The 13,862-nt window shown below is 69.5% G+C and carries 13 protein-coding genes; 10 read left to right on the plus strand and 3 right to left on the minus strand.

The annotated features are described in order from the left end of the window. Positions 1–23 precede the first annotated feature (23 nt). Positions 24–596, plus strand: coding sequence for an adenine phosphoribosyltransferase (locus tag ACSVDM_RS01255; RefSeq protein ID WP_439262103.1), 573 nt, complete (start codon positions 24–26; stop codon positions 594–596). Here ACSVDM_RS01255 and ACSVDM_RS01260 read toward each other — a convergent pair. Both ACSVDM_RS01260 and ACSVDM_RS01265 read right to left on the minus strand, forming a co-directional pair. Then, positions 586–1,263, minus strand: a complete 678-nt coding sequence (locus ACSVDM_RS01260) for a GNAT family N-acetyltransferase (RefSeq protein WP_439262105.1) — start codon at positions 1,261–1,263, stop codon at positions 586–588. The two genes, ACSVDM_RS01255 and ACSVDM_RS01260, sit on opposite strands and share 11 nt — an antisense overlap. After that, complete coding sequence (locus tag ACSVDM_RS01265; RefSeq protein ID WP_439262107.1) at positions 1,257–2,363, minus strand: NAD(P)/FAD-dependent oxidoreductase; 1,107 nt, start codon at positions 2,361–2,363, stop codon at positions 1,257–1,259. Before ACSVDM_RS01265 ends, ACSVDM_RS01260 begins: the two co-directional genes overlap by 7 nt. Positions 2,364–2,602: 239 nt before the next feature. Between ACSVDM_RS01265 and ACSVDM_RS01270 the strand changes: the two genes are divergently transcribed. Next, complete coding sequence (locus ACSVDM_RS01270; protein WP_439262109.1) at positions 2,603–4,180, plus strand: ABC-F family ATP-binding cassette domain-containing protein; 1,578 nt, start codon at positions 2,603–2,605, stop codon at positions 4,178–4,180. A gap of 69 nt (positions 4,181–4,249) precedes the next feature. Further along, a complete protein-coding gene (locus ACSVDM_RS01275) occupies positions 4,250–4,870 on the plus strand; it encodes an NUDIX hydrolase (RefSeq protein WP_439262111.1) in 621 nt (206 codons plus the stop codon). A 160-nt stretch (positions 4,871–5,030) separates the two neighbouring features. On the opposite strand, the gene ACSVDM_RS01280 is transcribed toward ACSVDM_RS01275, so the two are convergent. Then, entirely contained in the window at positions 5,031–5,777 is a 747-nt protein-coding gene (locus ACSVDM_RS01280) for a metallophosphoesterase family protein (RefSeq protein ID WP_439262113.1), read from the minus strand. Positions 5,778–6,004: 227 nt separating this feature from the next. On the opposite strand from ACSVDM_RS01280, the gene ACSVDM_RS01285 reads away from it, so the two are divergent. From ACSVDM_RS01285 to ACSVDM_RS01315, 7 genes are all read left to right on the plus strand, one after another. Beyond that, positions 6,005–8,374, plus strand: a complete 2,370-nt coding sequence (locus ACSVDM_RS01285; protein WP_067636147.1) for a RelA/SpoT family protein — start codon at positions 6,005–6,007, stop codon at positions 8,372–8,374. A gap of 333 nt (positions 8,375–8,707) precedes the next feature. After that, a complete protein-coding gene (locus tag ACSVDM_RS01290) occupies positions 8,708–10,306 on the plus strand; it encodes a cutinase family protein (RefSeq protein WP_439262648.1) in 1,599 nt (532 codons plus the stop codon). A 54-nt stretch (positions 10,307–10,360) separates the two neighbouring features. Continuing rightward, complete coding sequence (locus ACSVDM_RS01295) at positions 10,361–11,707, plus strand: hypothetical protein (RefSeq protein ID WP_439262116.1); 1,347 nt, start codon at positions 10,361–10,363, stop codon at positions 11,705–11,707. An 11-nt stretch (positions 11,708–11,718) separates the two neighbouring features. Beyond that, complete coding sequence (locus tag ACSVDM_RS01300) at positions 11,719–12,573, plus strand: MinD/ParA family ATP-binding protein (RefSeq protein WP_356984133.1); 855 nt, start codon at positions 11,719–11,721, stop codon at positions 12,571–12,573. Then, positions 12,570–13,220 (plus strand): hypothetical protein, encoded by a 651-nt coding sequence (locus ACSVDM_RS01305; RefSeq protein ID WP_067493514.1) that lies wholly within the window; start codon positions 12,570–12,572, stop codon positions 13,218–13,220. Before ACSVDM_RS01300 ends, ACSVDM_RS01305 begins: the two co-directional genes overlap by 4 nt. Before the next feature lie 94 nt (positions 13,221–13,314). Next, positions 13,315–13,608: a hypothetical protein gene (locus ACSVDM_RS01310; RefSeq protein ID WP_067493819.1), complete on the plus strand. Its 294-nt coding sequence runs from the start codon at positions 13,315–13,317 to the stop codon at positions 13,606–13,608. Beyond that, positions 13,608–13,862, plus strand: a complete 255-nt coding sequence (locus tag ACSVDM_RS01315; protein ID WP_067493516.1) for a hypothetical protein — start codon at positions 13,608–13,610, stop codon at positions 13,860–13,862. Before ACSVDM_RS01310 ends, ACSVDM_RS01315 begins: the two co-directional genes overlap by 1 nt.

Genomic DNA, 13,862 nt, shown 5'->3' on the forward strand with positions numbered 1-13,862 from the left:
GTGGACGTGAGACAGAGGTGGCGATGAGTAAGCACGCGGTGGTCGAATCCGCCGATCAGGTCGGGATGCGGACCGGCAAGGCCGCCGACGCGGTCGCCCGGCTCACCCGCTGGCACGACGACTTCCCCACCCCCGGCGTGCGTTTCGCCGATCTCACCCCCGTCTTCGCCGATGCCGAGGGCTTCCGCGCGGTCATCGACTGCTTCGCCGCCGTCGCCACCGACGTGGACCTGGTCGCCGGGGTGGACGCGCGCGGCTTCCTGCTCGGCGCCGGGGTGGCCGCCACCCTCGGCACCGGTGTGCTGGCCATCCGCAAGGGCGGCAAGCTGCCCCCGCCGGTCGTCTCGCGCGAGTACCAGCTCGAATACGGCAGCGCCGCACTGGAGATCCCCGCCGACGGGGTGGAGCTCGCGGGCAAGCGCATCCTGCTGCTCGACGACGTCCTCGCCACCGGCGGCACCCTCGCCGCGGCGGCGGGCCTGTTCACCGAGGTCGGTGCCGAGGTGGTCGCGGCGGCGGTCGTGCTGGAACTGGAGTTCCTGAAGGGCCGCGAGCACCAGGGTGACTATCCGCTGACCTCGATCGTCAAGCTCTAGGTTCGCGCCACATCGGCCACACCGACGGCCCGTCGGGCAGGTGCAGTTCGCCGGTGACGACGAAGCCGAAACGTTCGTAGTAGGCGATGTTGTCGGCGTTGCTCGATTCGAGGTAGGCGGCGGTGCCCTCGGCGTCGCAGCGGTCCAGGCGTGAGCGCAGCAGCGCCCCGCCGTAGCCGCCGCCACGCACGTCGGGGGCGGTGCCGATCACCGACAGGTACCAGTGTGGTCGGCTCGGATGGTGCTTCTTCAGCAGGTCGCCGACCGTCTTGCCCGCCAGGATCCGGCGGCCGAACGCCCGCCACAGCCCGGGCATGGCCCGCAGGTCGGCGCCGAAGGAACCGTATGGTCCCGGCGGTGCCCACAGGGTCGCACCGCCGATGGTGCCGTCGGGTCGGGTCGCGAGTTCGCAGGCGCCGAGCGGAACGAAGTAGTGCCTGGCCATCGCACCGAAGAACCAGGGCAGGCCGGCCGCCCGGCGCTGCGGGTCCGGCAGGATCCAGCTCATCACCGGGTCGTGCTGGAACGCCGAGGCCAAGGTTTCGGCCAGCGCCCCCACGTCGGCCTGTTTGGCCGCGCGCACTGTGGTCAACACATCTGTCACCTTCCACTGACGGTGGGCGCTGCTCGCCCGCCGGTTGTCGATCGCCCGTCCGGTGGTCACCATGTCCAGCTCGTCCGCAGCGGCCCGAGCTGCCCACCGCGCAACGTCGCACGGCAGACCTGTTCCTTCAACAGAGCGGCCGTGCGGCCGGTGAGGACCGCGGGCAGCGGGCGGTCGGTGAGGTCGGAGAACTGGATGAGCGCGTCACGACGCCCCAGGCTCACGGACTGGCCGATGTACTTGCGGCGCAAGGGCTTCGGCTCACGTCCTGCGAGGGCTCGCAGAACGGTCTCGGCGGCGTGCACGCCGCAGGGCACCGCGGCCTGACAGCTCATCCGCAGCGGGTTCGTGCCGAGGGCGACCGCGTCACCGGCGCCGACGATGTTCGGACTCGTTGTGCTGACCAGGGTGTCGTCGACGAGCATGGCCCCGGCCGCGTCCACTTCCAGCCCGCTCGACCGGGCCAGGTCCGAGGGCGCGAAGGCGGTGGTGGTGATCGCGAGGTCGGTGTCGAGGACCGTGCCGTCGGTGAGAGTGATCTTGTCCTGGGCGATCGCCGTGACGGCCACCTGGTCGACCACCGTCACTCCGAGTGCCGTCAAGGCGGTACGCGCGCGGACACGCCCTCGTGCGGACAGGCTGTGGCCCAGTTCGCCGGTCACCAATCGCACCCGCACAGCGCCGGTTTCGGCGAGTTCGGCGGCGGTTTCGATGCCGGTGAGGCCGCCACCGATCACCGTCACCGTGGCGCAGGCGGGCAGGTCGGCCAGGCGCAGGCGGGCGCGGTCGGCTTCGGCGCGGGTGCCGAGCGAGACGGCATGCTCGGCCGCACCCGCGATACCGGTGTCGTCGGTGTGGCTGCCCGGGGCGTAGACGAGATGGTCGTAACCGATCTCGTCGCCGGAATCGGTCCGCACGTGGTGGTGCCGGGCGTCGATGACCTGCGCGGTGGCGGTGACGATGCGTACGGCGTCGGGCAGGACGCTGCGCAGCGGTCGATGGGCTCGGTGTGTGCCCGCGATGTACTGGTGCAACCGGATGCGTTCCACGAAGTCGGTGCCCGGATTCAGCAGCGTCACCTGGACGCCCGGCTGACGGGCCAGGCGCTTGGCGGCGCTGATCCCGGCGTACCCGCCGCCGAGGACAACCACGTCGGCCTTCATCTACGACCCCCTCTGTCCGCGTTCGTCTTTCACGATAGTGACCTGCCGCGCAGCGAGGGTATGCAGGTGAGCGGGCTCACGCGCGGAAAAAATAGGGTGGCGTGGTCCGGGGGACCGGTGTTATCAATGAAGGGTCTTGTTCCCGACGATCGGAGTCATGCGTTGATTTCTTGAGGTAGCGCTTTCGGGCGGTCCGCACTGTGCGCACCGCGTATCCGTCGCACCTCGAGGTGGTCCGCATGTCTACGCTGTCTTTTTCCGATCTCACTTTCCACTGGCCCGACGGCACCGTCGTCTTCGACGGCCTCGATGCCACCATGGGACCCGGCCAGATCGGTCTGGTCGGTGCCAACGGCGCCGGGAAGTCCACGCTGCTGCGGCTGATCGCCGGTGAACTGCGACCGATCCGCGGATCGATCACCGTGCCGGGTGATCTCGGGTATCTGCGTCAGGATCTCGGCATGCGCACCGGTCAGCGCGTCGATGCCGTGCTCGGGATCGACGCGCTGCGGGCGGCACTGCACCGCATCGAGCACGGCACGGCCGACGCCGCCGACTTCGACACCGTCGGCAACCAGTGGCAGGTGGAGGACGAGGCGATCGCGCTGCTCGGCAAACTCGGCCTCGACTACGTGGCCGGATCCGTCGCCGACCTCGACCGCACCCTCGACACCCTCTCCGGCGGGGAGACGGTGCTGCTCGGACTGGTCGCCGAACTGCTGCGCGAACCGGATGTGCTGCTGCTCGACGAACCGACCAACAACCTCGACTCGGTCGCGCGGGCACGGCTCTACACGGTGATCCGCCAGTTCACCGGCACGGTGATCGTGGTCAGCCACGACCGCGAACTGCTCGACCGGATGGACGGTATCGCTGAACTCCGGGCGGGTGAAATCCGGTCGTTCGGCGGCAATTTCACCGACTACGAACGCGTCGTCGAGGCCGAACAGCAGGCCGCGCTCGCCGCCGTGCGCGACGCGCGCAGCGACGTCCGCAAACAGGCACGTGAACTGGAAGCGGCCAGGATCAAACTCGACCGCCGAAAGCGCTACGGACAGAAGATGTCCGACACCAAGCGTGAGCCGAAGATCGTGATGGGCAACCGCAAACGCAGTGCCGAGGTGTCGGCGGGCAAGCTGCGCAACTCCCACATCGACAAACTCGACACCGCTCGCGAAACCCTCGACCAGGCCGAGGAGTCGGTGCGCGCCGACCGGGAGATCCGGATCGAACTGCCCGGCACCCGGCTGTACCCGGGGCAGGACGTGATCGCGCTCGACCAGGTGCGCCTGGCCAACGGCCCCGTCGTCGACCTGCGGGTGAGCGGGCCGGAACGGATCGCGCTCACCGGACGCAACGGTGCGGGCAAGACCACCCTGCTGCGGCGGATCGTCGCGGCGGGCCCGAATGTGGCGTGGCGGTTGCTGCCCCAGCGGCTCGACGTGTTCGACGACGCGCGAACGGTTTTCGAGAACGTGGCCGATGCCGCACCGCACGCTTCGGCCGAGCAGATCCGGGGACAACTGGCGCGCTTCCTGTTCCGCGGTGCCGACGCCGACATCCCGGCCTCGGCGCTGTCGGGCGGGGAACGACTGCGGGCCGCGCTGGCGACGCTGCTGCTCGCCGAACCCGCGCCCAAGCTGCTGATGCTCGACGAACCGACCAACAATCTGGACCTGCCGAGCCTGGCGCATCTCACCCAGGCCCTGGCAAGCTTCGAAGGTGCGTTGCTCGTGGTGAGCCACGATCAGCGGTTCCTGGACGACATCGGCGTCACCCGGACCCTCGAACTCACCCCCGAAGGGCTGGTCGAGTAGGCAGGGGCATGATCGGGGACGACCGATACCCGCGGCGTTCGCCCGGGGACGACGAACAGATGGGGTGACGTGGAGCAGTCCGTTGTGTCGATCGACGTGGTGACGTTGCGATGCTGGGAGGGCGACACCGGCGTGCGCGTGGGCATCGCGGCCCGCGAATTCGAACCCTTCACCGGGCAGCTGGCCCTGCCGGGCGTCCTGCTGGGGCGGGGCGAGCGGCTGGTCGAGGCCGCCCGTCGCGCGGTCCTGGGCAAACTCGGCGTGCCCGACACCGCGATCGTCGCGGTCGGCCAGCTGCTCACCTTCGACGAACCACACCGCGACCCCCGTGGCCCCACCCTCGCGATCGCCATGTGGGCGGTCGTCGCCGAACACGAGGGCCCCGCCGAATGGGTCGGTTTCGACGAGGTGCCCCCGCTGGCCTTCGACCACAACCACATCATCGAGACCACCCGGCCCGCGCTGGCCGGCCTGCTCTGGAAAGACCCCACCTTCACCCGGGCCCTGGCAGGCGCCGAGTTCCCCGCCACCCGCGCGGTCGACCTCACCACCGCCCTGCACGGCACCCGCCCCGACCCCGCCAACCTCAACCGCACCCTCGCCACCATCCCCGGCCTGCACCGCACCGGCGAACGCCGCCGGGTCCGGGCCACCGGGCGCCCGGCTGTTGTCTGGGCCTTCGACGACTGATCCGCGCCACGGCGCCGAGCACGCGCGCATTCAGCCGGAAGATCGCTTGCCGCCGGGCGCATACCTGCGTTCAGTCTCGGAGGGCAATGGCAGCCTGGTCGCAGAGCCCACACTTGACGTTCGGTCGGAAACGGCCGTCGCCGCCGACGCATGCGTGTGTTCAGCCGGAAGCGGCACTGGTCGCCAAGTCGTAGAGCGCGTACGTGCGGCGCAGCACCGGATACGAAACATTGTGCACCGCAATGTTTCCCGTGGTCCGGCCGTCTTCGGTGCCCGCGTGTGCGTGTCCGTGCAGCGCGAGCGTGGCGCCCGCGGCGTCGATCGCGTCGCCCAGCGCCTGACAGCCGAGACCGGGATAGATCGAGATCGGTTCGCCCGCCAGGGTGTCGACGGTCGGGGAGAAGTGGGTGAGGGCGATCCGCGTCGGTGTGTCCAGCGCTTCGAGCGCCGCCCGGAGCCGCCGCGCGTCGACGGCCCCACGACGCATCAGCATCCGGTGCTCCTCGCTTCCGGAGTCCGGGTCGCCGGGGTACGCCGGGAAGCCGCCGGAGCCGCCCATCACCCCGGCGATACCGAGCCGGTGCCCGCGCACAGTGCAGACCGTCGCCTCGCCGTCGAGCACCCGCACCCCGATGCCCGTGAGCATGCCCGCGATCACGTCGCCCGCGCCTGCGTCGTGGTCGTGATTGCCCAGCACCGCCACGATCGGCATCGCCAGTCCCGCGAGCTCGGCGCAGAGCAGCTCGGCCTCGGCCACGGTGCCGCCGTCGGTGAGGTCACCGGCCAGCAACAGCAGATCGGCCTTGTTCCCCAGCTCGAGGAGGTCGGATCGGAACTTTCCCGCGACGGCCGGACGCATGTGCAGATCGGCGGTGGCGGCGATACGGACTGGTGCTCTGTTCCCCACCCACCGAGATGGCCACAGTGGATCGCCGGTGTCAACAGCGCGGTAGATCATCGCGAAAGGGCGCGTGGTGGGCGGTCGGATCGGTTCGTGTCGGAGCGTCGTACTACCGTCGCGTGTCTGTGACCCCGGGGAATCGAACACCAGGTCGGTGTGGGGACTAAAGTTGGTGGTCCGGGCGGTTGCAGCAGTCGGCTGACAAGGTCGAATGCGGCGTGAGAGGTGGTGGCATGACTCGACAACTCGGCGAGGCGAAGGTTGGGCAGGGGTCCACCGACGCCGCGCCAACCGGTGGTGCCCAGGGCAAGCCCGAACCCGCGAAGCAGTCGCCCACCGCCTCGGTGCCCAGTTCGGCATCGCGGCGCGTGCGTGCCCGGCTCGCCAGGCGGATGACCGGTCAGCGCGGGATCGCGGCGGTCAAGCCCGTGCTCGAACCCCTCGCGACGGTGCACCGGGAGCTGTACCCGAAGGCCAACCTCGCGCTGTTGCAGCGCGCCTTCGACGTGGCCGACGAACGCCACGCCAAGCAGTTCCGCAAGTCGGGTGACCCGTACATCACCCATCCGCTCGCGGTCGCCAACATCCTCGCCGAACTCGGCATGGACACCACGACCCTGGTCGCGGCCCTGCTGCACGACACCGTCGAGGACACCGGCTACTCGCTGGACCAGCTCAAAGAGGAATTCGGCCAGGAAGTCGCCCACCTCGTCGACGGCGTGACCAAACTCGACAAGGTCAACCTCGGCGCGGCGGCCGAGGCCGAGACCATCCGCAAGATGATCATCGCGATGGCCCGCGACCCGCGCGTGCTGGTGATCAAGGTGGCCGACCGGCTGCACAACATGCGGACCATGCGTTTCCTGCCGCCGGAGAAGCAGGCCAAGAAGGCCAAGGAAACCCTCGAAGTCATCGCGCCGCTGGCACATCGGCTCGGGATGGCCACGGTCAAGTGGGAGCTCGAGGACCTCGCTTTCGCGATCCTGCACCCCAAGAAGTACGACGAGATCGTGCGCCTGGTCGCCGACCGGGCCCCGTCGCGCGACACCTACCTGGCGAAGGTGCGCGCCGAGATCGTCAACACTCTCGCCGCGTCGCGGATCAACGCCGTCGTCGAGGGACGGCCCAAGCACTACTGGTCGATCTATCAGAAGATGATCGTCAAGGGCAAAGACTTCGACGACATCCACGACCTGGTCGGCATGCGCATCCTGTGCGAGGAGGTCCGCGACTGCTACGCCGCCGTCGGCGTGGTGCACTCGCTGTGGCAGCCGATGGCGGGCCGGTTCAAGGACTACATCGCCCAGCCGCGCTACGGCGTCTACCAGTCGCTGCACACCACCGTCGTCGGCCCCGACGGCAAGCCACTCGAGGTGCAGATCCGTACCCACGACATGCACCGGACCGCCGAGTTCGGCATCGCCGCGCACTGGCGCTACAAGGAGACCAAGGGCAAGCACTCCGGTGACGCCGCCGAGGTCGACGACATGGCGTGGATGCGTCAGCTGCTCGATTGGCAGCGTGAGGCCGCCGACCCGGCCGAGTTCCTCGAGTCGCTGCGCTTCGACCTGAAATCGCCGGAGATCTTCGTGTTCACCCCCAAGGGTGACGTGATCACGCTGCCGCAGAAGTCGACGCCGGTCGACTTCGCCTACGCGGTGCACACCGAGGTGGGCCACAAGTGCATCGGCGCCCGCGTCAACGGCAGGCTCGTCGCGCTGGAACGTCAGCTCGAGAACGGCGAGGTCGTGGAGGTCTTCACCTCCAAGGCGCAGAACGCCGGACCCAGCCGCGACTGGCAGAACTTCGTGGTCTCGCCCCGCGCGAAGGCCAAGATTCGCCAGTGGTTTGCCAAGGAACGGCGCGAGGAGGCACTCGAGAGCGGCAAGGAACAGATCTCCAAGGAGGTCCGCCGCGTCGGGCTGCCGCTGCAACGGCTGATGAGCGTCGACGCGATGACCGCGGTGGCGCACGAACTGCACTACACCGACATCTCCACCCTCTACACCGCCGTCGGCGAACACCAGGTGTCGGCGCACCACGTGGTGCAGCGGCTCATGGCCCAGCTCGGTGGCATCGGCGATGTGGAGAACGAGCTGGCCGAACGCTCCACGCCGTCGACCACGCCGAGCAGACAGCGGGTCACCGGCGACGCGGGCGTGCTCATCCCCGGCGCCCCCGGCACCGTCGCCAAGCTCGCGAAATGCTGCACGCCCGTACCAGGTGACGAGATCATGGGCTTCGTGACCCGGGGTGGTGCGGTGAGCGTGCACCGCACCGACTGCACCAACGCGGGCTCGCTGCAGTCGCAGTCCGAACGGATCATCGACGTGGAGTGGGCGCCGTCGCCGTCGTCGGTGTTCCTCGTGGCGATCCAGATCGAGGCGCTGGATCGCACCCGGCTGCTCTCCGACGTCACCAAGGTGCTCGCCGACGAGAAGGTCAACATCCTGTCGGCGTCGGTGGCCACCCACGGCGACCGGGTGGCGATCAGCAAATTCACCTTCGAGATGGGCGACCCGAAGCACCTGGGTCACCTGCTCAACGTGGTGCGCAATGTCGAAGGGGTGTACGACGTCTACAGGGTAACCTCAGCCGCCTGACTCCCGCCCCCACGGCCAGCGAGCCCCACCGCAAATGAGCTGGTCAGGTCATGTCCGTATCCCGTGATCTCGCGAGCACATGGGTAACTCGCGGGGTACGGGCTCACCCAGCCACCCCCGACTAGCTTGCCGCGTCCCCAAGTCTCCCCGCACCTGAGTCTGGCCAAAATTCGCGGGGAGGCGGGGGAGGGCAGCGGAAGGGCCGGTTAGGGCAGGGGTTCGGATACCCGGAATCTGTTACGGTTTACTGCGTTTCAACGTTCCACTGGTCAGCCGAAACGGACTGTGATGCGGATCGATATGGCTCGGTGCACGACACGACTCACGGTGACGATGATCGCGATCACCGTTGCCTCGGCGTCGGTGTCGGCGGGGGTGGCCGCCGCGGAAGAGGTCACCCCCGTCGCACCGTCGACACGCGTGGCCATCGATGCCTGTCCTGCGTTGTACGCCTTGGGAATTCAGGGCACGGGGGAGTCCTCGCCCGATGCCGCGCCGAGCACCGACACCGGCATGTTGAGCACCGTCTTCCGGCCGTTGTTCGCCGCGGCCGCCGAACCGGGACTCGTCGACCGCGCCTACGTCCCCTACGAGGCGGGCTTCGGCGGTGCCGTTCCCGGCGGAGCCGTGCCCTACACCGAATCGGTCGACGGCGGCCTCGAGCGGTTGCGGTCGATGGCCACGCAGGTAGCTCAGCGGTGCCCGGACTCGCGCATCGCCGTGGTGGGGTATTCGCAAGGCGCCCATGTGGCTTCGCTGTTCGCGCAGGAGGTCGGTTCCGGCACCGGTGTGCTGCCCGCCGACAAGGTCGCCGCGGTCGCGCTGTTCGCCGATCCGACCCGGGGCGTGAACGCGCCGCTGTTCCCGGGCGCACCCGACCGCGCCACCCCGCTCGCCGCACCCGGCACCGAGGGCACCGCCGTCGCCGACCTCGGCGAGGTTCGTCAGGCCCCGGCCCCCGGCGGCGGCCTCGGTTCCCGCTACGACCGGGCGGGCGACTACGGCAAACTCACGGGTCGCGTCGCAAGCTTCTGTGCCACAGGCGATCTCGCGTGCGACGCACCGCAGAACGCGCCACTCATGCGGGCGGTGACCAGCCTGGTGAGTCAGGTGAAGCTGTCCGGCGGCGACCCCATCGGTTCGCTGGTCTCGATCGCGCAGGCTCTGGCCTTCACCTCGATCAAGACCGCCTCGACCGTGGTGAACGAGGACATCGCGGGCAGCACGCTGGCCGATGTCTCGCTCTCGCCGAAGAAGTCGATCTCCCAGCGTCTCGCCGACGCCGCCGACCCGCGCGCCACCCTCGACGTGAACGCCGCGTTCCAGGCGCTGCTGAAGGTGGGCATGATCGGCCTCAACTCCGTCGCGACCGTGGTGAAGACCGTGCTCACGCCGGCGAGCATCGCCGAACTGGCCACGGCGGCACTGTCGAACCCGCTCGCGGGGCTCACGCTGCTCGGGACGAAGCTCGTCGGCGCCGTCGCGCAACTGATCCCGCCGACCACCGGTGTACGCCTGGTGAACGAGGCCTTCACGGCGGTGGCGCAGAACGTCACCGACAACCGGGAACTGCTGGACGTGACCACCTGGGTGCGCTACTGGGACTCCATGCAGCGTCACGTCGCCTACTCCCAGATCGGGGTCGGCGCCCAGGGCGCGACGCCAACCCAGTACGTGGCCGACTGGTTCGCCGCGATCGCCCGCGACGCCGCGGCAACCTCCGGGCGCGGCGCGACACCGCTCGGTGGGCCCGACACGCCCGACCCCGGCCTGTTCACCAGCCGAACCGGCGAGCCTACGCCATCGAAACCCGGTCATGGGGGACAATTTCCGTTCGGGACAGGAGCCGATGGCGCCTCATCCGGCGGCGCGACGACTCCGCCTGCCGCGACACCCGAACCATCACCTACCAGACTGTTCTCAGTGAACTGAGTACCGAGAGGTATCGATGCGAATCCATGTGCCCGGCGTAGCGGAAAGGGGGGAATGTTGAAGTCGTACAACGAACTGTCGCGCTGGTACTCGGCGCTGGAGCCGGAAACCGACACGGCCGACCCTGCGCGCCAGGACACCACCGAGCAGGTGGCGGGCGACGACGAGGCCCCCGCCCGATATTCGCAGCGCCCCGAGCGCATCCCGACGGCCGACCACCCGGCCACGCCCGTCGAGCGCTCCGGACAGCCCTGGACCAAGCCGGCCCCCGAAGCCGACGAAGCCTCCGCCGAGGACTTCACCGCCCGCGACTTCACCAAATCGGACCCGGGTGCCGACCCGGCACCGCGCTCGGCGGAGCAGGAGACGCCGGTGCGTGCCGAGGACCGCCGAGCCGGGTTCGACACCACGCCCCGTACCGATGACCGGCGGCAGGGGCAGGATCCCGCTGCGGATCGGCACGCTGAGCACCATCCCGCCCCGATCGCCGAATTCCGGACGCGCGAGCGCGACTCGTTCGTCGCCGCCGATCGGGACCAGGCGTGCTTCGCCGAGGACGATTCCGAATCGCTCGCGGACCACACGACTCCCCGCGATGAACCGGCCGTCGACTACTACGCGCAGGAGCGCGAGCCGGCGCCGATCATGGAAACGCGGCCCTACGTGCCCGAACCCGTGCCGCTGGCCGAACACGCCGCGCGGCGCAGCGAATTCACCGGCGGCTGGTCGGACTGGGTGGAACACGCGCCGGGTCCCGACGACGACTACGACGCCGAACTCGTCCAGTTCCCGTGGGCCGATGCCGCCGACGACTACGACGAAGCGCATGTGCTCGAACCCTCCGGCGCCCTGCGTGAACGGCGGGCCCGGCAGCGCAACCGCTCGTGGGTCGTGCTCGCGATCGCCGTGCTGGTGCTGGTGGTCGCCGCGACCGGTGTGATGTTCCTGCTGTTCGGACGCGGCAGCACCCACGCCGCGCAACCGGCCACCCCGCTGCACTTCACGGCGGGCAACCTCACCGCCGACGCCGGCGGCGCCTGCCCGACCGAGCGCACCGAACTCGTGGTCCGCAGCGCCGAACCCGGCGGCACGGGTTCCGGCCCCGACGCGGTGCTCGCCTTCCAGCACGCCTACTACGTGACCCGATCGGGTGCAGAGGCGCGCGCGGTGGTCACCCCCGACGCCGAGGTGTCCTCGGCCGCGGTGATCCAGCGCGGCATCGATTCCATTCCGGTCGGCACGACGCACTGCGTGCGGATCACCACCGTCGCCCCCGAGCGGTACACCGTTGAGGTCACCGAATTCCGGCCCGCGGGGGCACCGGCCACCTACACCAAGCAGTTGGTGCGAACGACGCGCGTCGGCGATCGCACGCTCATCGCGGGCATCGCGGCAGGGTAAGGAGCAAGGCGATGACAGACGACTGGAGCCGATGGCTCGACGAGGCCCCCGAGGGGGACCCGTCGGACGACCTCGCGCGTGATCCGGCTCCGGTGGTGCGGTTGCGGCGCAGGGGCGGCGCCCGTTCCGGCGGGGCACGCAGGCCGATCCTCGTCGTCGGCGGCTGCGGTGGCGCGGGTACCACGACAACCACTCTCGGCCTGGCCGCCGCCTCGGCGATCGACGGTGCGGTGACCGTCGCGGTCGACGCCACCGCCGCGGGCAGCGACCTCGCCCTGCGCGGCGCCGACAAACACCTGCACCCGGTGAACCTGCAGTCGTGGGTCTACGGGCGCGGCGACGACGAACCGGCCCCGATCGAGGACTGCCTGTCGCGGTCCACCTCCGGATTCGGGCTGCTCTGGCGCGACGCGACCCCGCTGCGGCGGCGCGCGACATATCTCACTGTCGCCAGGGCATTGGACGCCGGTGGATACACCGCCGTCTACGACGGCGGCAACCCGATTGCCGGACGGCAACTGCGCCCCCTGCTCGACGACGCCGATATCGCGCTCGTCCTGACGATTCCGGCCCGGGTCGACGCCGCCAATCGGCTGCGGGTGACCCTGGAATGGCTCGACGACCACTACGGCGACGACGGCGCGGGCGTCGTGGCCGACACCACCATCGTTGTCTCCCACCAGTATTCGCAGGACGATTCGCGCGTTGCGGAGCATTTGCGCGAACACCTGTCGGGGTGGGTGCGTGAGGTCGTCGAGATCCCCTACGACCCGCATCTGGCGCGCGGCGAACTGGTTCGCCACAGTGAGCTCGCCGAGGCGACGCGTGCGGCATATGGGAGCTTGCTCGCGGGAGTGGCATCATGACGGCAGCTATGAATCTACGTCGTCGTCGTGAACCGGACGCGCCCGCCGGTGTCGTCGCGCCGCCTGAATCGTTGCGCGCCAAGATCTGGGAGCGCCCGGTCCCCGGGGTGGGACGGGCGCCGCTGGTCTGGTTGCTCGGCGTGCACGGCGGGGCAGGCGCCACCACGCTCGCGCATGTCCTCGCGCCCGCCGCGGACGCCCGTGGCCGCTGGCCGGGTGTCTTCGACCGGGAATCGCCCTACGTGGTGCTCGTTGCGCGCGAGACCATCTCGGGACTCACCCGTGCCCACGATCTGCTGCGCCAGCATCACGCGGGCCTTGCCGGACCGTCGCTGGTGCTCGGCCTGATCACCGTCGCCGCGCGGCCCGGGCGGATGCCCGCCGAGATCCGCCGCTACCGCGATGTGGTCGGTTCGCTGGCCGGGCACGTCTGGCAGGTGCCGTGGTTCGAGGAATGGACTCTCGTCGAATCCGAGGCACTGCCGGTGTGGTCCCCGGGCGACGAGGTGGTGGCCCGCAAGCGCAGGCCGGACCCGCTCGAAGAGGTCCCGATCGAGATCGGTGAGCTGGGAACCGATCTGGTCGCCGCCATCAGGACGAGCCTCGGTTCGCCGATCTCCTCGGCGGCGCAGCGGGGTCGATCATGACGGCCGGGCGCGTCGGCCGTCTGTGGTGTACAAACGTGTGTCGGCGTCGAAGTGTTTGTGGCACAACACCTTTACAGTGGGAGAAAGGCACCCGATGAGCATGCTCCTCCTCGCCGTGCAGGACACGTACGGCACCGTGCTTGCCCAGGTCGGTAACCCGACCCCGGAAGCTCCTCCCGGCTCGGAGAAAATCCTGCAGCTGGTGCGATACCTCACCTGGTTCGTGCTGCTGTCGGGTATCTGCGGCATCACCTACGCGGGCGGCAAGTTCGCGTGGGAGCGCTGGACCGGCGGCGGCCTCGAGTCGCCGAAGATGGTCGCGGGCGCGATGATCGGCGGTGTCGTCGCCACCAGCGCGGGCACGATCATGAATGCGGTCATCGGTTAGTGATCGCCGTGCTCGCCTACAAACAGATCCCGGCCGACGTGCTCGCGCCGCTGATGCAGTTGCTCAACTGGCTGCTGTGGTTCGTGCTGCTGTCGTGCCTGGCCTGGATGATCCTGTCGGCGGGTCGGCTGTGGATCGCGTTCCGCAGCGACCTCGCCGTCAACGATGCCTCACACGGTGTGCTCATGAGCCTGATCGGCGCCGCGGTCGCCAGCACCGCGTCGGCGATCGCGCTGGCATTCCTGCCGGCGTGA

This window comes from Nocardia sp. JW2 (genome assembly GCF_051843015.1).
Lineage (GTDB): Bacteria > Actinomycetota > Actinomycetes > Mycobacteriales > Mycobacteriaceae > Nocardia > Nocardia coubleae.